Origin of the sequence: Novosphingobium sp. RL4, from assembly GCF_035658495.1 — a bacterium.
GTDB lineage: Bacteria > Pseudomonadota > Alphaproteobacteria > Sphingomonadales > Sphingomonadaceae > Novosphingobium.
Genome location: NZ_CP141945.1, coordinates 1,144,619 through 1,165,659, shown reverse-complemented (window position 1 = coordinate 1,165,659; position 21,041 = coordinate 1,144,619). Strand labels below are relative to the sequence as shown.

The window sequence follows — 21,041 nt, the reverse complement described above, 5'->3', positions numbered from 1 at the left end:
TCAGTCGCCAGCCGCTTCTTCCGCCTTCATCTGAAAGCGCGCGCGAATGCGGCGGGCCCAGACCTTGCGGCTATATTGGCTGGCGATGCCTGCGAGTTCCGCGTCACCCTGCATCAGGGCCCCGAACTCCATCAGCCGGGCATTGCGCCAGCTTTGCACGAAACGGCGATGCTCGGGCGAAACATCGTCGACTGCCGGGCCTTGATAAGTCCTGCGCGAGAAAGCCACGTTGATGTCGAAGACGAGCTTTATATAAGCGCTGTCGGCAAGCTCGAAGACGACATCCTGGGTTTCGCGTTCCAGTTCGCGCACGTCGTCGAAACTTGCATCGTCGCGAAGCGCGTGCGCCCGTTCGACCAGCGACGCGATACCGGCGGCGATCCTGTCGTGAGGAGCGCGGGCCGCCTTGCGCATGGCTTCCACCCATAACGCAGTGGCGATTGCCGTGACATCCTCCGGCGGCACATCCATCATCGACAGGTACATCGAAACGATGGATTCGATCGTCGTCGCGTCGGGCCGGGACGCGAAATAGCCGCCGTTGTTGCCCCGGCGCACGGCCAGAAACCCTTCGCGCTCCACCAGCCGTGCGGCCTGCCGCACGGTGGCGCGGGCGAAGCCCAGCTCGGAAATCAGCGCCTCTTCGCGCCCGATATAGGCTCCCGGCTCACGGGCGAGGACGATCTCCCTGAGCTTGTCGGCGGCAGCGTCGAGCGCCGTTCTGCTTTTGCGCATGTTCATTCCACCATCTCACAACACGAAAGCCATGAGCGCGTCCAGCCTGTTCGTGGCGGCGATGGCAAGGAAGCATAGGCTGCTTGACAGCCTTTGAGTATCCTATTTAAGACTTATCGCAATAAGAGTCGGGGTGCAAAAAGGCATCTGGCAATCATTCAGGACTCATTTTGGAGAGAGGCATGTCACGTCTTCCTTGGGACATGAGCGGCCGCGTCGTCGTCATATCGGGCGGCAACGCCGGCATCGGTCTGGGCTTCGCACGCGGCATCGCGCGAGCGGGCGGCGATCTGGTCATCTGGGGCCGCCGCCAGGACAGGAATGAAGAGGCGGCACGCGAACTCGCCGAGTTCGGGGGGCGCATCTTCACCCAGGAAGTCGACGTTGCCGACGAAGCCCGCGTGGTGGAGGCCTTTGCCGAAGCCACTGCGCAAATGGGCCGGGTGGACGGCGCCATCGCCAATGCGGGCCTGATGAAGAACCAGGGCTGCTTCACCAACATGACAGGCGAGGCCTGGCATGACCTGCTTTCGGTCAACCAGCACGGCGCGTTCTATCTCGCCCGCGAAGCCGCCCGCCACATGCGCACCCGCGCCGAAGCCGGCGACCCGGGCGGTTCGATCCTGTTCTGCGCCAGCCTTTCCGCCGTGACCGGCTCGATCGGAATGCAGCACTACAACGCCTCGAAGGGTGCCATGGCCGCGCTCGCACGCGGAATCGCGGTCGATATGGGCAAGTACGGCATTCGCGCCAACACCGTCTGCCCCGGCTATACCGAAAGCGAGACAGTGAAGGATCAGGGGCCGGACTCACCGCTGGGCAGCCAGGTGCGCGAACGCTGCCCGATCCCGCGCTTCGGCAACCCGTCCGATTTCGAAGGCATCGGCGTCTACTTCATGAGCGACGCATCGCGCTATCACACCGGCGACCTTGTCCGCGTCGACGGGGGCTGGATGGCCAATGCCGGCAAGCTCAACACTTCGGCGGAGCGCAGGGCATGAGCACCGACGTCAAAAAGGATACTGAAACGGTGCGGACCAGTGTCTTCCGCGTAGAGCAGTTCCGCGATCCGCAGATTTCGCCCGAACGCCGCGCAGAACTCGAAGCGGCCGAAGCCGAACCTCTCGACATGACGGTAGAAGGCGTACTGGCAGAAGCCGCCGCGCAGACCGGCCTTTCCGACTTCGGCCCGATGGACTTCACCGAGCGCCTCGGCGCGCTTCTTGGCGAAGTCTCCGCAAACGGGAACCTGTGGCGCTTCGCCAAGGCGCAGTTCCGCGCCGCCTGCGTGAAGCAGGCCGCAAACCGCCTCAAGAACAAGGCCTTCCTCGACAGCCATCCGGGCGTCGAGGACGAGGTGATCGATCGTCCGATCATCATCGTCGGCCTGCCGCGTTCGGGAACGACTCACCTCGAGAACCTGATCGCGGCCGACCGCCGGCTGCGGCACCTTCCGGTCTATCTCGGCTCCGAAGCGGTCCTGGCACCCGGCGAGACGGCCGGCCCCGATGGGCTGGACCCGCGCTGGACCCGTTCGGCCGCGCACTGGGACCGGATGAAGCAGAACGCCATCATGGCCGCCATGCATGAACACTCACCCGACCATGCCTGCGGCGAGAACGAGCTGCAGATGCCGGACTTCACCACATACCAGTGGGAATGGATGGCCGAAGTCCCCGCCTGGCGCGACTACCTGCTGCGCCACGACCAGACGCAGCACTATGCCTATGGCAAGCGGATGCTGAAGGCGATCGCGCATCAGTTCCCGTCCGACCGGCGCTGGATCCTCAAGGGTAACCAGCATAGCGAGCAACTCCCCGCACTCGTCGCGAATTATCCGGATGCCTATGTCGTCCAGATCCACCGCGATCCGCTGGCCTTGCTGCAATCGGTGCTGACGATGCGGGGGCTGTCCGTGCTCGTCCACCAGAAGCACCCGCAAATCCAGGCTCACGTCGCCTACTGGGTGGACCGCATAGAACAGATGCTGCGCGCCTACCTGCGCGACATGGACCGGGTCCCCGAAGGCCGGCGGCTCGACATCCTGTTCGCAGACGTGATCGCGGACGATATCGGCACCGCGCAAAAGGTGCTGGAATTCGCCGGGCTGCCTTCCAGCGCCGAAAGCGTCGGGGACATGCGCGGCTACATGGACAGCCACCCGCGCGGAAAGGACGGCCGGGTGGTCTACGACCTGGCGGGAGACTTCAACCTCGATATCCCGAGCCTGCGCCAGCGCTTCGCGTTCTACACGGACCGCTTCCCGGTAAAACAGGAAGTGAAATGACCCGCAAGCTCAGCCGGTGGGATGCGAATTCGCACAGCGAGCTCGCGTACATCGCGCTGCTGACGATGCTCACTCAGGCAGGAAACCAAGCCATGAAACCCATCATCCGCGATGCGAACCAGCCGCTCAATGCCCAGATCATCAATGACGGCGCGGGCAGACAGGATGCCGTCGATCTCGGCAACGGCATCTTCATGTCGAGGGACGTCTCGAACCTCTACCTGGTGACGACCGCCGAGGGCAGTGTCCTTGTCAACACCGGCATCGTCTACAGCGCCGCCGAGAACAAGCGCCGCTTCGATGCGGCCAGCGACCAGCCGATCCGCAAGATCGTGTTCACCCAGAGCCATGAAGATCACATTGGCGGATGGCCCACCTTCAACGCCCCCGGAATCGAGACGATCGGACAGGCCAACCAGCCTTTCGTGCGCACCCAGTTCCGCGACCTCGGCCCGGCCATGGCTGCCCGTTCGCGGCGCTTGTGGAGCCGCGACCAGAAGCGGGAACTGACAGAACGGCCCGAACCCACGCTGACGACCACGTTCCATGACAGCCACGCCTTCGAACTGGGTGGGCGGCGGTTCGAACTCTACGCGGTCCCCGGCGGCGAAACGGTAGACTCGCTGGTGATCTGGCTGCCGGACGACAGGATCGTCTTCACCGGCAACATGACCGGCCCGATGTTCGGCCATGTTCCCAACCTCTATACCCTGCGCGGCGACCGCTACCGCTATGTCCAGTGGTACATCGACAGCGTCCAGCGCGTGATCGACCTCGGCGCCGAAGTGCTGATAACCGGCCACGGCGAGCCGGTTCGCGGGGCCGACAAGGTGCGCACGAGCCTCAGCAGGATGCGCGATGCGGCCCAGTATCTGCGCGATGCGACCTTCAAGGGCATGAACGCCGGCAAGCCTCTCTGGGAACTGATGGAAACCATCCGGCTGCCCGAGAACCTTGCCATCCCGCAGGGTCACGGCAAGGTTTCGTGGATCGTCCGTTCGATCTGGGAGGAGCATCTCGGCTGGTTCCGCTACGATTCCTCGACCGAACTCTATGCCGTGCCGCCGCAGGCCGTGCTCGGCGATCTCATCGAACTTGCCGGTGGACCCGCGGCCGCGCTCGACCTTGCCGCGCGCTATCTCGGCGGAAACCAGCCGCTCAAGGCTCTCCATGTCGCAGAAGCCGTCACCGCGGCAGCGCCTGAAGATCGCCGGGCACTGGAAATCCAGCTCGCCGCACAGCACGCCATACTCGAGGCCGCCGGACGCGAGAATTTCAGCGAAGTACGCTGGCTCGAAAGCGAAATCCGCCGCCTCGAAGCGGCACTGGCAGGGGGCGAATAATGGTGCACCCTCGCCTTTCGGTCGATGCGATGTGTTCGTTCCAGTGGCCGTTCGCGCGCGAACTGGCACTGTGGAAGGACATGGGCCTGCGTCATGCCGGGCTGCTGATGAACAAGATCGCCGACGATCCCGACCGCGACCTCAAGGCTCTCGGCGATGCCGGTATCCGCGTCAGCACGTTGATCACCGCCGGCTTCCAGCTCGGCGATCCCTCGTCCTGGAGCGCGACGCGGGCCATACACCGCGCGATGATCGACCTCGTGGCGGCTCACCGTGGGCACTCGATCTACTTCACGACCGGACGGACGGTCAGTTGCGACTGGGATGAAGATTTCGCGCTTTTTGCCGAAGCGGTCGCGCCGACCGTGGCCCATGCCCGCGAACGCGGCGTCATCGCGGCATTCGAGCCGAGCCTCAGAACCAGCGCCTCGTTCTGCACGACGCTGGCGGATGCCGTGGAGATCGCCGAGGCGACAGGGCTGGGCATCGTTTCCGACTTCAGCAACAACTGGATGGAACGCGGCCTTCGGGGAACCCTGAAACGGGCGATGCCTCATATCGCACTCGTCCAGATCGGCGACATCGCGATTTCCGGCACAGGCGGCCGTTCCCATATCGGCCAGGGCGACCTGCCGCTGGAACGCATGATGGGCGACGTGCTGGACGCGGGCTACGAAGGCGTCTTCGACCTCGAGGTCGTGCCTGCAGACTACACCGCGAATACGAACGAGGACGAATTGCGCGCCGGAATCTCCGCCGCTTCGGACCTGCTCCATGCCATGAACATCTGAAAACCCCACGCATCTGAACGAAATGGCCCGAAAGCGGGCAGGGAGAGGTTGGAATGTCCGAGACTTTCGCAGGCAAGGCCGCGCTCATCATCGGTGCAGGCCAGAACATCGGTCGCCGCATCGCGCAGGAATGGGCGGCGCGCGGGGCCCGTGTCGCCGTGGCCGACATCAGCCGAGAGGGCGCGGAAGAAACCGCCGAGATCCTCCGGCGGGCAGGCGGCGAGGCGATCGGGCTGCATTGCAACGTGCTGGACGATGCCTCGGTAGAGGCGACCATCGACGCCGCCGAACAGGCGCTCGGGCCGCTCGACATTCACATGAACAATGCCGGCATCCTTTCAGGCGGTAACCCGCAGGACATTCCGATGGCGGAATGGCAGCGGATGTTCGACGTGAACCTCTTCGGCATGGTGCGAGCCAACAATGTGATCGTCCCGCGCATGATCGCGCGCGGGTCCGGCCATATCGTCAACACCGGCAGCTTCGCAGGGCTCTATCCCTTCGCGGCGAGCCGTGTCCATTATGCCGCTTCCAAGGCGGCGGTCGTGTCGATGTCGCAGAATCTCGCGCTCTACCTCAAGCAGTACGGCATCCGGGTAAGCTGCCTCTGTCCAGGCCCGGTCATGACGACTTCTCCCGATGCCATGAAGCACTTCAGCGAGAATTACGTGATGCGCGCGCCGGGCAGCCATCTTTCGGTCAAGACCCAGCAGGAAACCGCAACGGTCCTATCCGATGCGATGGAAGCCGGCTGCATTCTCATACCTACCCACGAAGAGGCATGGGAAATGCTGGTGGAGGTTGCCGCCGATCCGGATGCCTTCGTCGAAAAGAAACACCGCGAATTCCTCGCAGGCGATCCGGGCCGCCCCGGCATCACGCAGGACGTGATCGATTCGATCAAGGTCTGAACAGGGAAACCGCGAGGAATTCGATGGAATTGCTGGTTCCCCACGCGCGAACCGAGCGTGGAAAGGCCATTGGCCGGGCAGTGACCGCGCGTGAGATTTGCCAGCCGGCAAGTCCGGTCGAAGCGAGTTTACGGGACTTCATCTTTGCGGAAATCTGGAACCGACCTGGCCTTGACCGGCGTACGCGCTATCTCATCGCGGTAGCCAACGCGGCGTGCAGCAACGGCCCCAAGGCAGCACATGCCGGCAGCCCGATATCCGCTCACGGTAGGGGCAAGGCGCCGCGTTTGCCGCCTCGGGTGCTTCCGCAAACCCTTGCGGGAGCACCCGGCCAATTCTTGAGGATGCTATCCCGCGCCGGGCAGAGATGAGCCGCCAGCCATAGAAAATGCCTATGCCGTTCCAAGGTCTGCGTATTTGACCACCGCCCTGCGCACATGTCATTCCCGTGCCAAAGCATGATGAACGGGGAGGTTGGAACATGACGGGCAGGACAGGATATCTCACACTGGCCATGGCGTGCATCCTGGCATCGGCAGCCGCGAATGCGCAGCCTTCCGATTACCCTGCACCATCGCCGGCCAGCGCCCCGCAGGAAGCCGGTGCCATCCCGCTCTACGGCGCCCGCACGCCGGGCTCCGCGGATAGCGAGGTGTGGGCGAAGTACTTCGGCAAGGACTACGCCGTCCGCAACGTCACCCGGCCGACCTTGACCCCGGTTCTACCCGATCCGGCCAAGGCCACCGGCGCGGCCGTGATCGTGGCGCCCGGCGGCGCGTTCATGGCGCTGTCGATGTCGCACGAGGGCTGGGATGTCGCCCAGGCCCTTGCCGATCGCGGCATCGCCGCCTTCGTCCTCAAGTATCGGTTGCTGCCCACTCCGAAGGACGAAAAGGAAGCCGGAAAATACGTCTGGGCCAAGATGATGGAGGGCATGCCCGATCCAAGCCGGCCGCCGGTGCTGGGCAACCCGCAGGCGACCGAGGATGGTCTGGCCGCGCTTGCCATGGTGCGGGAAAATGCCGCGAAGTGGGGCATCGATCGCGCGCGGGTGGGCATGATCGGGTTTTCGGCCGGAGCGATGACTTCGCTCCAGACGGTACTCGCCGCAAAACCCGGAGAGCGTCCCGCATTCTTCGGCTACATCTATGGCCCGCAGGCCAAGATCGACGTTCCGGCCGATGCCTCCCCGATGTTCGATGCCATCGCGCTAGACGATCCCCTGTTCCCCTCGATGGGCTTCCCCATCGCGCAGGCCTGGCAAGCCGCGAAGCGCCCGGTCGAAATCCACGGCTACCAGCAGGGCAGCCATGGTTTCGGCCTCGGCAAGCCGAACACGACGACCACGCTCCTCATCGACGAGTTCACCGCGTGGCTCGCGATGCAGGGCTTCCTGACGCGAAAGTCAGCCCCTTAGGCGCGGAGATCACCGCATCCCGTCACCCGCCCCGCACGAGCTGGAAACTGCGCGCCATGTGCTCGGAAAAGCCGTTTTCTGCGGGATGGAACGTCCACAGACGGTTCGTGTCGCGGATTTCGCCGATGCTTTCGGCCACGGTGTCGATCGTCCAGTCGGGCCGGTAAAGGCCCTCGGTCTCGGTGATGAAGGCACGGGCCACCCGCCCCCCCATCGAGACGTACATTTCACCCGTGACCGAGCAGCTCTCGTGCGCGAGCCAGCCGACCACGGGCGCGACGAGGTCCGGTCCCATGGGCGGATATTGCGAAATGTCGAGCCCCTCTGCCATGCGCGTCACGGCTCCGGGAAGGATGATGTTCGATTTCACCCCGCGCGCCGCGCCCTCGATGGCGACGATGTTGTTGAGACCGATCATGCCCGACTTCGAAACCGCGTAATTCACCACGCTGGGCATCGAATAGAGGCCGCCGATCGAGCCCGTCAGCACGATGCGCCCATAGCCGTCCCCGACCATGCGTTCGAACGCCGGGCGCACGACGTGGAAGGCTCCGAGCAGGTGGACATCCACCACCGCGCGGAAATCCTCGTAGCTGATCTCCTCCAGCATCGCGAACCGGTTGTTCCCGGCGTTGTGGATCAGAACGTCGATCCGGCCGAAGGCATCCAGCGCCGCCTCGACGATCGCCTTTCCGCCTTCCGGTGTCGCAACGCTGTCGGAGCAGGCAACCGCTTCATATCCGGCATCGCGCAAAGCGCGGGCGGCCTCTTCGGCAGGCCCGGCGTCCGAACCGCTGCCCGACAAGGCGCTGCCGTTGTCGTTGATGACGACTCTCGCACCCAGCGAGCCGAGCAGCTCGGCATAAGCCCGGCCGAGGCCCCGCGCCCCGCCGGTGATGACGACGACCCGTCCATCGAAGCGGCGATCAGTCATGTGTTTCTCCAGGTTGTTTCACCCGCTGGCCATGGCGTGTGCATGCTGCGTGCGTGGGGGGATATGCGATGGGGGCGCGCTCCCGGCGCTTCATGGTCCTGCGCTTCATATCTCCAGGCTGACCTTGCCGACCTGACAGCCCGACCGCATGTGCGCCATTGCCTCGGCAAATTCCGCAAGCGGGAAGACACGGTCCACCACCGGATGGAGGTCATGCGCCTCGATGCAGCGAACCATGTCGATCTGGTCGCGGCGACTGCCGACGGTCACGGCTTGCAGGCACAGGCGCTTGGCCTGCACGGCCGCGAAGGGCATCGAGTCCGTCTCGAAACCGGCCGTCGCCCCGATGATGGCGATGTGGGCGCCCGTCCTTGCTGCGCGCACGCTTTGCGGCAACGTGTTCGGACCGCCTACTTCGATGACATGTTCCACGCCGAGCCCTCCCGTCAGTTCGAGCACGGCCTCGGCCCATTGCGGCGTTTCATTGCGGTCGATCACATGATCCGCGCCAAGACGGCGCAGATGCGCCAGTTTAGCAGGCGACGAACTGACGGCGATGACGGTGGCGCCCGCCGCCTTGGCGAACTGGAGCGCGAACAGGGAAACCCCGCCGGTTCCCAGAACGAGCACGCGGGCGCCGGGCTTCACGGCGCCGTCGGCCACCACCGCGCGCCAGGCCGTCACCCCCGCGCAGGGCAGGCAAGCCGCCTCCACGAACGAGAGGTTCCGCGGTGCCGGCGTGAAATGCGAGGCAGGCCGCACGACCTCCCCGCAAGCGAAACCGTCGGCCGGGCCTCCCGGCGAATTGTCCAGGTCGGCGCGGTCGATATGGCCATCGCCCCAATTGGGGTGGAACAGGCTGATGACCCTGTCGCCAACCGCATACCGGGTGACGCCTTCTCCCACTTCCACCACTTCACCCGCGCCATCGGAGAGGGGGATCAGGCCGGGCGGCGAGGGAAACAGGCCCGAGAACACCAGCCCGTCACGAAAGTTAAGCGATACGGCACGGATACGAACGCGGATTTCGCCCGGCCCTGCCGAAAGGGATGGCAAATCAAGAAGAGAGAAACTGTCCTGGCCTGCCTGTAGACGCAGCGCTTTCATCGATAATCCGCCCCTTGCGCGTTCGATGCAACGCCGCGTTCGGTCATTCCGGCCGGGCCGAATTCGCCAAGGTCGGTTGCGGGCAAAGGCACAGATTGCGGACCGAACCGACCAGTCATTTTCCAAGCTCTCCCGGCTGCGGTGCAGGGCACTGCTCGCAGTCGTTCCCTGTGCCGGGCAGCACGCTCGCAAACTTGACCGATCGCGACAATCACCTGTTTCCCGCAAGAATTTCGCCCCCGCGATTGTCCGCGCCGAAGCTGTCCAGTTCAGGCTCGAGGTGTCGCCGGTCTGGAAAAAATGGGGCGGCCGGTCAGTTCCAGAGCCGATCACGCCTTCACCCAGCTTGATGCGCGCCAACCCTCTTTCCCCGTGGCTCGCAGGCGCGGGCGACGGCCCCGGCCGAACAGCCTCAGCCAGGTTCGTTCGCCAGCCAGTTTGCCGCAAGCGCGCGCAGTTCGGAGGTCTTGATCTTTGCCGATCCGGTCAAGCCCATCTGCGCTTCGTCGAGGCCGATGATCCGGCGCGGCACCTTGTAGCTTGCCAGCACGGTGCGCAGTTTTTCGCGCAGCACATCCTCGCCTGCTTCGGCGCCGGCATGGAAAACCACGCAGGCGACCACGATCTCGCCCAGCGTCTCATGCGGCACCCCGACCGTCTGGCTCATCTTGATGCCCGGAAGCGCGCGGATCGCCTCGTCGATCTCCAGCGGAGAGACGTTCGCGCCGCCGGTCTTGATGATGTCGTTGAGCCTGCCCTGCCAGTGCAGCCTGCCCTCTTCGTCGAGCCTGCCACCGTCCCCCGTGCGGAAATAGCCTGTCTCGTCCAGTGTCTCGAACAGCGGCGTGCCGAGATAGCCGAGCATCAGCGTCGGTCCCTTCACCGCGATCTCCCCGTTCTGCCCCAGCGCAACTGCATGGCCCGTCAGCGGATCGACGATCTTGAGGAGGTTCCCCGGCAGCGGAATTCCGTGGCTTTCGCCTGCGGTATCGGCCGTCGTCATGGCCGGGAACGCCGCGCTCAGCGTGAACGTCTCGGTATTGCCGTAGCAGTGCCGCGGTTCGATCCAGCTGGTGGTGACAGTCGGATGAGAGGCGAGCGGGCATGCCATGTCCACGAAGGTCACGGAGGACAGGTCCACCGATTGCCAGTTCGGAGCAGCGGTAAGCTGTTCCCACTGATGCGGCCAGGCGAAGGGAAACGTCACCCGCTCCGACTGGAAAAGGTCCAGCGCCTCCACCGGATGGAACGTGCGCTGAAGGATCAGCGAGCCGCCCATCGACAGGGTTCCGCCGATGATCATCGAAAAGTTGCCGGACCAGAAGAACCCGTTGGCAGTCCAGCTGCGCACCCCGTCGCCAAGGCCTTGCTGGCGGCCCATCCGCCACATCTGCAACGATACGCCCTGATGAGCGGAAAGAATGCCCTTCGGCCGCGCGGTAGAGCCGGACGAGAAGAACAGCGCCCCCGGATCGGCCGGGACCACGCTTCGCGAACGCGCCTCCAGCCTGGCCTCGCCGATCGCCTGCCCCAGTTCGAGGAACTCGCGCCAGGAACGAACGGCACCGCGCCTTTCCCCGCCCAGCACAACCAGTTCCCTGAGGAACGGAAACCGGCTGGAACCATAGCCTCCCGGAACGCCCGTCCCGATCTGCGGGTCGAGATCGCAAAGGATTTCGAGGAAATCCTTCTTCAGCACGCCCCGTTCGAACAGCAGGCACGACACCGCCGAATGCGCGATCAGGTATTCGAGTTCGGCGGGTGTCGAAAATGTGCTGAGCGGAGTGGCGACGCCGCCCGCCAGTGCCGCACCGAACACCGCCGAGAGGAACTCCGCGCGGTTGGTCATGAGGATGCCGACACGCTCCCCCTTGCCCAGCCCCGACGCAATGAGCGATCGGGCCACCTCGCAGGAACGATCCCACAAGTCGCAATAGCTCCACCGCTCCCGCGAACCGTCGTCCAGCCGGTGGACCAGCGCTTCGCGGCCTCCATGGCGAGACGTCACGTCCCGAAGGAAGCCGCCAAGCGTCAGGGGGCCAATTCCCGTCTCCTCGCTCAGCGGAATCCCGCGCGCGATGGAGACGGAGCGATCAGCGACAAAGCGGTGCGAAGACGCATCGTGTACAGGCAATGTCCGTCCCTCAGTACGGAAGCTGGACTTCGTTGACCGCGGTGACCACGATCTTGCCGTCCTGGTTGGTCATGCGCACCTCGATGCGAACCACCGGGAAGCCCCATTCCGAGTTCTCGATCTTCTCGATCACCTCGCCCTCGATGTACGTGACATCGCCCTCGAAGGCAGGACCGCGGAACTCGGTCTTGGCGTGGCGCACCATGCCGTCATGCCCCGCCCAGAAGGCCAGATAATCGGTGTTCCAGGCGGCCATCGTCGCGCCGTAGCCATAAGCGCGGTGCATGCCGATCTCGCTGGCGCGGCCATCATCGATATGTCCGCGCGATGGGCCGAGGTAGAGCCCGTCGCGCAGGCGCGGATCGGTCAGCGCGCCTTCCTCGTCGAAGGAAAAGCCGTCTATCCAGCCCATGTCCTGATTGACCCAGCAATCGGGAACACCCTCCACACCCTGCCAGTAGAAACTGCCCCAGATGTTGAAGATGAAGGCGCGATACTCGGTGGTGAAGCTGGCGATGGAGTGCGGACCGATCACGCGGCGGGGCAACTTGTCTCCCACCGACACTTCCTCGAAATGCGGCGACTTGCCTTCGCGGTTCGAGAGGAACCAGTCGCGGCGGATCTTGTCGATCTCGTCCAGTTCGGCTGCCGTCCACTTGTGCGGGGTACCGGCGGTGGAAGCATACATGCCGCGCTTTTCGGCTTCCTTCGCCAGATAGCGGATCACCGTGGGGCAGGATTTCGCAATCAGATCGCCGCGCTGGTTGCGGTGGATCGTATCGCCGCGCTGGAACAGGGTGGGCCCGGCAAACTTGGTATCGGTCAGCTTGTAGCCGGTGAAGATGCGCTCATGGCTGAGATGGTCTCCGGGGCGGACATGGGTGCCGTACCACCACCATTCCTCACCGCCGAAGATCATGTGCTGGCCGTCGATCCGGCCGACGCAGGCCTGGTTGTTGCCGTGGCCATAGTCGAGCGCGACGCAGATCGATTGCGGCGCGATGATATCGCCGAACTTCGTCTGCGCGGCGAACCGCTGGTCCCAGTGGAGCGGGTTCACATAGTCCATCGCCATGACCCAGCGGCGAATGTCGGTCTTGTTGCACGGCTCCCACAGTTCGCCGCCGCCAACCTTGTGCCCAAGGCGCCACTCTACGTCGCTGATGTCCATCCGGACCGGGGTTTCGCTTGCGCTCACGCCATATCTCCCAATTGCCGGCTCGATCTGCTTGCCGGCGAATGCCGTCCAACGGGAGGCTTCGGGATGACAATTGCCGCGATTTCCCATCGCGACTTGACCGATCACGACAATCCATGCCGCGCACGCCCCGAGGTCTGGCGCTCCCGCCTCGCGGCGGTAATCTTGCCGCCAAAGCGTATCAGGGAATGACGCGCGGGAAGGAGTTGGGGATGGGGATCGCGGGAATCGACCATGTTAACATCAGGACCATGGATCCTGAGAGTTCGGCTCAATTCTACGAACGTGCGCTTGGCCTGGTCTACAGGCCCGGGCCGGCCGTCATGGGAAACCGGTCCCACTGGCTCTACGATGACGAAGGCAATGCGGTGATCCACTTCCGGGAGAAAGCCGCAGACACCGCAAGCACCGGCGCGATCGATCACGTTGCCCTTCGTTGCAGCAACCGGCCGGCGATGAAGGCCCGGCTTGATGGTGCCGGCATCCAGTATGCGGAAGCCGATCACATCACGCCCGGCCTTGCCCAGATCTTTCTCATGGACCCGCATGGCGTTGCACTGGAACTGAACTTCGCCGAGCCCCGACACCCGGACTGAGGCGCATGTTCAGGCGACTGCGTACCAAAACCTAAGGCGTCGTTAGACAATAAAGTGTGTTTTCGGGCCATCATCGGAGGCTCGTTACCGGAGCGCGGGCGCCCCGGGGAGGAGCCGGACGCCGCACGAATGCAGGCTGTGATTTTTTCCGTTCCATATGAGCCGGCCGCAACGGTTCCCGATAACGCGGCCCGCAGCATCCGGGAGCCCTGAATGACGCCTGTGCCGCCAAGGGAAAACCTGTTCGCCCGCCATGCCACGGCCATTGCGATCGGCGTGATCACCGCCGCCTTCCTGTTCGCGGCGCTGATGTTCGTAAGCCAGGACGCGACCCTCAGTCGCGCGCGAAACTGGGTGGACCATACTTATACGGTTCGCCGCCATATCTCACTCTTGCGGGATCTTTACGAAAACGCCGAGACCGGGCAGCCCGGCTATCTCCTGACCGGCAATCCCGACTTCCTCCAGACCTACCATGATGCCCTGCGAGACGCCAGGAACGCACCGCTCGATGACGCCCGCACGCCGATACGCCGCTCCATCCGGCAGGAACTCGCCCTGCTGCGCCACCTGACGGCCGACAATCCCTCCCAACAGGCCAATCTCGACGAGCTGGACCTGCGAAGCCAGGCCCTGCTCGACTATCTGGCCTCGACAATAAGGGCGCGCACCCTCCGGAACGGCCAGCAGGCCGGCGCTGCGGAAGTGGCCGAAGCCACGCTGGCGCACGGCAAGTACCTGATGGAGCGGGTACGCGAACAGCTCAGCATCATGACCACTGAGGAAGAGCACCTGCTGAGGCAGCGGCAGGAGGTCGATGCCACCAGCCTTGGTCACAACAAATGGCTGATGGGCATCATCACGCTGATTTCCTACGTCGCCATTGTCCTGGCGGTATGGCTCTATCAGCGCAGCCGCGCCCGGTCGCTGGCACAGCAGCGGCTTTACACGCGCGAGCTCGAACAGCGCGAGGAAGAGCTCAAGATGCAGCAGGAGGAGCTCAAGGCCTCGAACGAGGAGATTGAAGCGTCCAACGAGGAGCTTGAGGAAAAGACAGGGGCGCTGGAAGAGCAGAACGAGCGTATACGGGCACAGGCGCGCGATCTGGAGGAAGCCAAGCGACTGATCGAGGAAAAGGCACGCGAGGTCGAACAATCCTCGAAATACAAGTCCGAGTTCCTCGCCAACATGAGCCATGAGCTGCGCACGCCGCTCAATTCCCTGCTGATCCTCTCACGCGGGCTCGCCGCCAACGAAACCGGCAACCTGACCGCCGAACAGGTTGAAGAGGCGCGGGTCATCCACAATGGCGGCCTGGAACTGCTCAACCTCATCAACGATATCCTCGATTTGTCCAAGGTCGAGGCAGGCAAGATCCATATCATTGCCGAAGACACGCCCATCGATGCCATCGTCAGCCATCTGAGCCAGAGCTTCGAGCGTGTCGCGCGGGACAAGGGCGTGGCCTTCCACATCGCGTGCGACCCCGCCCTGCCCGCACGCCTCCATACCGATGCCCAGCGCGTCGAACAGATCATGAAGAACCTGCTGTCCAACGCGTTCAAGTTCACGCAGCAAGGCTCGGTCACACTGGCCCTGGAACGTGCCGCCAAAGGCGTGGCCCTGCAGCGGGCCGATCTCGATCCGGCCCGGACCATCGGGCTTTCGGTGACGGATACCGGAATCGGCATCGGCGAGAGCAAGCTCAAGGATATCTTCGAGGCCTTCCAGCAGGAAGATGGCTCCACCGATCGCCACTATGGCGGCACGGGGCTGGGCCTGACCATCGCCCGCAAATTCGCACAGGTGCTGGGCGGGGAGATCCACGTGCGGAGCATCAAGGGGCAGGGATCGACCTTCACCCTGTTCCTTCCGCTCGGCGAGGCAGGCACATCCATGGCCACGGCTGACCGGCACTCGAAACCCGCACAACCCGAGACCGTCCTGCCCGAAGGCACGGAACGCGGCCCCGCGACACGGTTTCTCGACGACGACCGCCAGTCGCTGAAACCGGGAGATCGGGTCCTTCTCATCATCGAGGACGATCCCGAATTCGCCATGACCCTGATGAAGACGGCGCGCAAACGGGGTTACAAGGTGCTTGCCGCCGGAGACGGCAAGAGCGGGCTCATCCTGGCCGCCGACTATCCCGTCAGAGCCATCCTGCTCGACCTGCGGCTGCCCGATATCGATGGCCTGAACGTCCTCGACCAGTTGAAGCACGCGCTGAACACTCGCCATATCCCGGTGCACATCATTTCCGGCGCAGACGACGCCGAGCCGTTCACGCCCATGCGCAAGGGGGCGGTGGGTTTCCTTGCCAAGCCTGTGGCCGAGGAAGAGATCGACACCGCCTTCACCCGGATCGAGGCCATGCTGCGCGCCGAGATCAAGCATGTCCTGCTGATCGAGGACGACCGCGTGACGCAAACAGCCATCCGCCGTCTGCTGGGCCAAAAGAATATCGAGATCACCGTAGCGGAAACCGGTTCCAGCGCGTTCGAACAGATGAAGCTGCAAGCGTTCGACTGCGTGATCCTCGACCTCAGCCTGCCGGACATGACCGGGTTCGAATGGCTGAAACTCGCGGAAGGCGTGATTGGCGAAGATGGGCGGCCGCCGGTTATCGTCCACACCGCGCGCGACCTTACCGAAGAGGAAAACCGCAATCTCGCCCGATATACCGGGAGCATCGTGATAAAGGGCGCCTCTTCATCGGAACGCCTGCTGGATGAGGTCACGCTGTTCCTGCACAGCATCGAGGCAAGCCTCTCGCGCGACCAGCAGGCCCTGATCCGCATGCACCACGATCCCGACCAGTCACTCAAGAACCGCACCGTGCTGCTTGTCGATGACGACATGCGCAACACTTTCGCGCTGTCGAGAGCGCTGAAGAAGCACAGCCTCAACCTGGTCATCGCCGACAATGGGCAAATGGCGCTGGAGAAGCTGAAGGAAAACGATCAGATCGAACTCGTCATCATGGACATCATGATGCCCGTGATGGACGGCTATCAGACCATGCGGGAAATTCGCGGCAATCGCGAGTGGGCGCAATTGCCGATCATCGCGTTGACCGCGCGCGCCATGCCCGAAGAAGTCGATCGCTGCATGGAAGCCGGTGCCAACGACTACATGATGAAGCCCGTGGACATTGACCGGCTCCTGACGCTCTTGCGGGTCTGGCTGTTCCGTCAGGAGAAGGCGGCATGACGCTGGCCGCCGCCCCCTTCGGATCACCCGCAGACGCCGCGCCGGAACCCGGTAGCGCGGCAAACGCATCCGCGCCCGTCCCGCGCGAGGATATCGAATCCATCGAGATTTCCCTGCTGCTCGAAGCCATCCGCCGCCGCTGGAGCTATGACTTCACGCATTATTCCCACGCCTCGCTTCGCCGCCGGCTCGATCAGGCGCGGCGTTCCGCCGGGCTTGCGAACTTCAGCGAGCTTCTCGCCCGCGTCCTGCATGACGATGGCTTCTTCGACCGGTTGCTGCGCTACATGTCAGTCACGGTCACGGAGATGTTTCGGGATCCGCCATGCTACCGGGCCATGCGCGAGCGTCTGATCCCGGTGTTCAAGACCTTTCCCTTCATCAAGATCTGGTGCGCGGGCTGCGCCACCGGCGAGGAGGTCTACTCGCTCGCCATCTTGCTGCACGAGGAAGGCTATCTCGAACGCACCCGCCTTTACGCCACGGACTTCAACAAGAACTCCCTCGATATCGCGGAAAAGGGTATCTACCCAGAACGTGTCATGGCCGGCTATGCCGCCAATTACCAACAATCGGGCGGACGCGCCGATTTCTCGGACTACTACAGTTCGAGCTACGATTTTGTGCGAATGAAGGGCTTCCTCCGCGACCGGATCACCTTCTCATACCATAACCTGGTGACTGACGGCATCTTCGGCGAGATGAACCTGATCACCTGCCGCAACGTACTGATATATTTCGACAAGACGCTTCAGGAACAGGTTCTGCGGCTGTTTACGAAATCGCTGCGCCACGGAGCCTACTTGTGCCTCGGTTCCAAGGAGAGCCTCAACTTCTCGGAGGTCAAACCTCTCTATGAGGCCCTGGACGGGCGCCAGAAGATCTACAAGAAACGCGGGCTGGTCACGCATGGCTGAACCACGTTACGAAGCTGTGGTCATGGGCGCGTCCGCCGGGGGGCTTCAGGCGCTGAAACTGCTGCTGTCGGCACTGCCGGAGCAGTTCGACCTGCGCATCGCGGTGGTCCAGCATATCGACGCCAGTTCGAAAGGCTATCTCGCCGATATCCTGGCAAGGGACTGCAGGCTTGCCATTATCGAGGCGGAAGACAAATCGGATTTCCGGCGCGGCACCGTGCATCTGGCTCCCGCCGGCTATCATTTGCTGATCGAATCCGATCGCAGCCTGAGCCTCTCCGTCGACGAGAAGGTCAATTACTGCCGTCCGGCGATCGATCCCCTTTTCGAAACGGCGGCCGATGCCTTCGGAGCGGGCCTGATCGGCGTATTGCTCACGGGCGCCAACAAGGACGGCGCGCGCGGTTTGCAATATATCCGCTCCAAGGGCGGGCACACCATCGTTCAGGACCCGGCGACAGCCGCCTCCCCCTTCATGCCGCGCGCCGCGCTGGATGCGGGGCCTGTGGACGACATTACCCCTTTGTCCGACATCGCCGCGCTGCTCGGCAGGCTTGTCGGCCAGCGGACGAACAGCCCCTCATAACAATAAAGACCAAGACGACGGGAGCCCGACATGACAACCGCGATCCTCAAGAGCGCACCGCAGCAGACCGGGCCGGTTGCCATTGCGGAGGCCCGCCCGAAGATCCTGCTGGTTGACGACCGCTGGGAGAACCTACTGGCCACAGAGAAGGTGCTGAAACCCCTTGAAGCGGAAATCTTCAAGGCGACATCGGGCAACGAGGCGCTTTCGCTGGTTCTGCGGCATGATTTTGCGATTGTCCTGCTCGACGTGCAGATGCCCGAGATGGACGGGTTCGAAACCGCCATGCTGATGCAGGAGCACGAAAGCATGGCGGGTGTGCCGATCATTTTCGTGACGGCGATCTCCAAGGAGGACAAGTACGCCTCGAAAGCCGCCGAGATCGGCGCGGTCGATTATATTTTCAAGCCGATCAATCCCGATATCCTGAAGAGCAAGGTCAAGGTCTACCTCGACCTTTATGTGCAACGCGAACAGATCATGCATCTGAACGCGGTCCTGTCCCAGTCTAACGAGGAACTGGAACGCTTCGCCTATATCTGCTCGCACGACATGCAGGAACCGGTGCGCATGATGAACGCCTTTGCCGGGTTGCTGGCCGACAGTTCGGAACATACCCTTGATGAAGGCGGCAAGCGGTATCTGAACTTCATTCTCGACAATGCGCGCCGCATGCAGAAGATGATAAGCGATATCCTGACGTTTTCACGCGTCGGCCGCGAGGACATTCTTCTGGAGACCGTGGATTTCGAAGCGATCGTGGATGAAATCCTGTCAGAGTTCGAAGACACCATCCAGCAGAGCGGCGCCAGCGTAACATATGGATCCCTGCCGAGAGTGGAAACCAGTTCCACGCTCGCCCGGGTTCTGCTCCAGAACCTTATCGGCAATGCCCTCAAGTTCCAGAATGGAAGCCACCCGCCGGAAATCGCCATCGCCGCCGCCAGGCAGGGCAATCTCTGGCGTTTCTCGGTCAGGGACAATGGCATCGGCATCGATGAGAACTTCCGCACGCGCATCTTCACCATCTTCCAGCGCCTGCATCGCAAGGAGGATTATCCCGGCACCGGCATCGGGCTGTCCACGTGCCGCAAGTTCATCCAGCTTTGCGGCGGCGATATCGATTTCAGCTCGGTGCCGGGCCAGGGCAGTACCTTTTACTTCACGCTCCCATGCAAGGAGGTCCGCAATCATGAAGCCGTTTAAGATCCTGATCGTGGAAGACAATGAGGGTGACGTGGAAATGACGCAGCGCGCACTGTCGACCGCGCAGCCCCCCTGCTCGCTCACCATCGCCCATGATGGCCTGCAAGCGCTAGACCTGCTTCGTCACGAGCCGGGCACGCCGGCCCCGCCGATCCCGCAGTTGATCCTGCTGGATATCAACATGCCCCGGATGGACGGCAAGGAACTGCTCGCCGCAGTCAAGGCGGACGATCGGCTGCGCCATATTCCCGTGGTGATGTTCACTTCTTCGGAATCCCCCACGGACATCCGCGAATGCTATGAACGCCACGCGAGCTGTTACGTGGTCAAGCCCTTCAACGGCCGCAAATATGCCGAGGCCCTGCACGACGTGGTGACGTTCTGGAGCACGACCAGCCGTCTGCCGAACTAGGTCGCAAGTTTCGTCCATTTCGTATCGGATGCGTCGTTCGAGATGACGGTCTCTACGAAGGCCATTGTCCGCAAGCCGGCCTCGATCGAAGGGAACGCGTCTGGCCCGTCGGGCTCGTCGGCCCCGTCCGAAATCCGGTTGGCGAAGGCGCGATAGAGGTTGGCGAAGGCTTCGATATAGCCTTCCGGATGTCCTGCGGGGGTGCGCAGCCGGTGCAGGGTTGAAGCCGCCAGTCCCGGACCGGCGGCGCGGACGGTTTCGGCCGGGCGGTCCAGCCAGCGCAAGGTCAGTGTATTGGGTTCCATCTGGTTCCATTCCAGACCGCCGAGTTCCCCATGGATGCGCAGGCTCAGCCCGTTCTCGTCGCCGGCGGCCACCTGGGTCGCCCTGAGTATGCCGCGCGCCCCGCCGTCCAGCCGCAACAGCACGCTGACGTCGTCGTCCAGCCGCCTTCCGGGAACGTGGGTGGCAAGATCGGCGCAGAGTTCCTGCACCCGCAGCCCCGAAACATGTTCAGCCAGATGGAATGCGTGCGTGCCGATATCGCCGAGGCACCCGCCAAGCCCGGCCCGTGCGGGATCGGTCCGCCATTCCGCCTGCTTGTTGCCCTCCCGGTCGACCGGACGGCTGAGCCAGCCTTGCGAGTATTCGACCTGCACCAGCCGGATCTTGCCGAAATCGCCGCGCGCCACGCGGGCACGCGCCTCTTCGACCAGGGGATAGCCGCTGTACGTGAAGGCGAGGCCAAACTGGCGACCCGATCGCGCCGCCGCCTGCGCGATCAGACGCGCCTCGTCCAGATTGAGCGCCATCGGCTTTTCACAGAAGACATGGAAGCCCGCATCGAGCGCGGCGATCGCCATGGGGGCGTGCAGATGGTTGGGCGTAACGACCGCCACCGCATCCACGCGCACGCCGACAGGCAGCGCCGCTTCCGCCAGAAGCATTGCTTCGAGCGAGGCATATGTACGGTCCGGCGCGATCGCCAGCATTTCGCCGGAGCGGCGGTTGCGATCCGCATCGCTGCTGAACGCACCGGCCACAAGCCGCCAGTCTCCGTCGAGTGCGGCGGCGGCCCGGTGGATGGCGCCGATGAAAGCACCTTCGCCGCCTCCGACCATCGCGAGACGCAGGGGTCTTGTCGTCATCTCCTCTCCTCCTTTTCCGTGCTTGTAGCAGGGCCATGATTTCAGGCCTTGATCTGGTATGATTTACCGGTAAACGTATGGCAATAAGAATAAGATGGAGAGTCGA

Annotated in this window: 18 protein-coding genes; 12 read left to right on the top strand and 6 right to left on the bottom strand. The window is 63.5% G+C overall.

Annotated elements, in window-relative coordinates:
* On the bottom strand, positions 1 to 735 hold the full coding sequence (locus tag U9J33_RS22175; RefSeq protein ID WP_165913316.1) for a FadR/GntR family transcriptional regulator: 735 nt from the start codon (positions 733 to 735) through the stop codon (positions 1 to 3).
* Between the two features lie 182 nt (positions 736 to 917).
* Between U9J33_RS22175 and U9J33_RS22170 the strand changes: the two genes are divergently transcribed.
* The 6 genes from U9J33_RS22170 (at position 918) to U9J33_RS22145 (ending at position 7,484) form a co-directional block, all read left to right on the top strand.
* Positions 918 to 1,736 carry an SDR family NAD(P)-dependent oxidoreductase gene (locus tag U9J33_RS22170; protein WP_132469754.1) on the top strand — a complete coding sequence of 273 codons (819 nt, stop codon included), beginning with the start codon at positions 918 to 920 and terminating at the stop codon, positions 1,734 to 1,736.
* On the top strand, positions 1,733 to 3,022 hold the full coding sequence (locus U9J33_RS22165) for a sulfotransferase family protein (protein WP_207906141.1): 1,290 nt from the start codon (positions 1,733 to 1,735) through the stop codon (positions 3,020 to 3,022). Before U9J33_RS22170 ends, U9J33_RS22165 begins: the two co-directional genes overlap by 4 nt.
* Positions 3,019 to 4,365 carry an MBL fold metallo-hydrolase gene (locus U9J33_RS22160; protein ID WP_324699177.1) on the top strand — a complete coding sequence of 449 codons (1,347 nt, stop codon included), beginning with the start codon at positions 3,019 to 3,021 and terminating at the stop codon, positions 4,363 to 4,365. Before U9J33_RS22165 ends, U9J33_RS22160 begins: the two co-directional genes overlap by 4 nt.
* On the top strand, positions 4,365 to 5,156 hold the full coding sequence (locus U9J33_RS22155) for a sugar phosphate isomerase/epimerase family protein (RefSeq protein WP_054438061.1): 792 nt from the start codon (positions 4,365 to 4,367) through the stop codon (positions 5,154 to 5,156). Before U9J33_RS22160 ends, U9J33_RS22155 begins: the two co-directional genes overlap by 1 nt.
* A 53-nt stretch (positions 5,157 to 5,209) precedes the next feature.
* Positions 5,210 to 6,067, top strand: coding sequence for an SDR family NAD(P)-dependent oxidoreductase (locus U9J33_RS22150; RefSeq protein WP_054438062.1), 858 nt, complete (start codon positions 5,210 to 5,212; stop codon positions 6,065 to 6,067).
* A 481-nt stretch (positions 6,068 to 6,548) separates the two neighbouring features.
* A complete protein-coding gene (locus U9J33_RS22145) occupies positions 6,549 to 7,484 on the top strand; it encodes an alpha/beta hydrolase fold domain-containing protein (protein ID WP_231635904.1) in 936 nt (311 codons plus the stop codon).
* Positions 7,485 to 7,506: 22 nt separating this feature from the next.
* Here the strand turns inward: U9J33_RS22145 and U9J33_RS22140 are convergent, their stop codons facing one another.
* The 4 genes from U9J33_RS22140 to U9J33_RS22125 form a co-directional block, all read right to left on the bottom strand.
* A complete protein-coding gene (locus U9J33_RS22140) occupies positions 7,507 to 8,418 on the bottom strand; it encodes an SDR family NAD(P)-dependent oxidoreductase (RefSeq protein ID WP_185999243.1) in 912 nt (303 codons plus the stop codon).
* 105 nt (positions 8,419 to 8,523) lie between these two features.
* Positions 8,524 to 9,525, bottom strand: coding sequence for a zinc-dependent alcohol dehydrogenase family protein (locus tag U9J33_RS22135; RefSeq protein WP_054438070.1), 1,002 nt, complete (start codon positions 9,523 to 9,525; stop codon positions 8,524 to 8,526).
* Positions 9,526 to 9,937: 412 nt separating this feature from the next.
* The gene (locus tag U9J33_RS22130; RefSeq protein ID WP_185999242.1) at positions 9,938 to 11,659 is read right to left on the bottom strand and encodes a class I adenylate-forming enzyme family protein; all 1,722 of its coding nucleotides are present in this window, start codon (positions 11,657 to 11,659) and stop codon (positions 9,938 to 9,940) included.
* Positions 11,660 to 11,669: 10 nt separating this feature from the next.
* Positions 11,670 to 12,830 carry an FAS1-like dehydratase domain-containing protein gene (locus U9J33_RS22125; protein WP_186000068.1) on the bottom strand — a complete coding sequence of 387 codons (1,161 nt, stop codon included), beginning with the start codon at positions 12,828 to 12,830 and terminating at the stop codon, positions 11,670 to 11,672.
* 239 nt (positions 12,831 to 13,069) lie between these two features.
* Between U9J33_RS22125 and U9J33_RS22120 the strand changes: the two genes are divergently transcribed.
* The 6 genes from U9J33_RS22120 to U9J33_RS22095 all read left to right on the top strand — a co-directional run bounded on the left by U9J33_RS22120 (position 13,070) and on the right by U9J33_RS22095 (position 19,787).
* Positions 13,070 to 13,453: a VOC family protein gene (locus U9J33_RS22120; protein ID WP_185999241.1), complete on the top strand. Its 384-nt coding sequence runs from the start codon at positions 13,070 to 13,072 to the stop codon at positions 13,451 to 13,453.
* 213 nt (positions 13,454 to 13,666) lie between these two features.
* Positions 13,667 to 16,666, top strand: a complete 3,000-nt coding sequence (locus U9J33_RS22115; RefSeq protein WP_185999240.1) for a response regulator — start codon at positions 13,667 to 13,669, stop codon at positions 16,664 to 16,666.
* Positions 16,663 to 17,583, top strand: a complete 921-nt coding sequence (locus U9J33_RS22110) for a CheR family methyltransferase (RefSeq protein WP_292636502.1) — start codon at positions 16,663 to 16,665, stop codon at positions 17,581 to 17,583. The genes U9J33_RS22115 and U9J33_RS22110 overlap by 4 nt, the downstream gene beginning before the upstream one ends.
* Positions 17,576 to 18,169: a chemotaxis protein CheB gene (locus U9J33_RS22105; RefSeq protein WP_185999238.1), complete on the top strand. Its 594-nt coding sequence runs from the start codon at positions 17,576 to 17,578 to the stop codon at positions 18,167 to 18,169. Before U9J33_RS22110 ends, U9J33_RS22105 begins: the two co-directional genes overlap by 8 nt.
* 30 nt (positions 18,170 to 18,199) lie before the next feature.
* A complete protein-coding gene (locus tag U9J33_RS22100) occupies positions 18,200 to 19,375 on the top strand; it encodes a sensor histidine kinase (RefSeq protein ID WP_185999237.1) in 1,176 nt (391 codons plus the stop codon).
* Positions 19,362 to 19,787 (top strand): response regulator, encoded by a 426-nt coding sequence (locus U9J33_RS22095; protein ID WP_132469751.1) that lies wholly within the window; start codon positions 19,362 to 19,364, stop codon positions 19,785 to 19,787. Before U9J33_RS22100 ends, U9J33_RS22095 begins: the two co-directional genes overlap by 14 nt.
* Here U9J33_RS22095 and U9J33_RS22090 read toward each other — a convergent pair.
* Positions 19,784 to 20,935, bottom strand: coding sequence for a Gfo/Idh/MocA family protein (locus tag U9J33_RS22090; RefSeq protein ID WP_185999236.1), 1,152 nt, complete (start codon positions 20,933 to 20,935; stop codon positions 19,784 to 19,786). The two genes, U9J33_RS22095 and U9J33_RS22090, sit on opposite strands and share 4 nt — an antisense overlap.
* Positions 20,936 to 21,041: the final 106 nt, after the last annotated feature.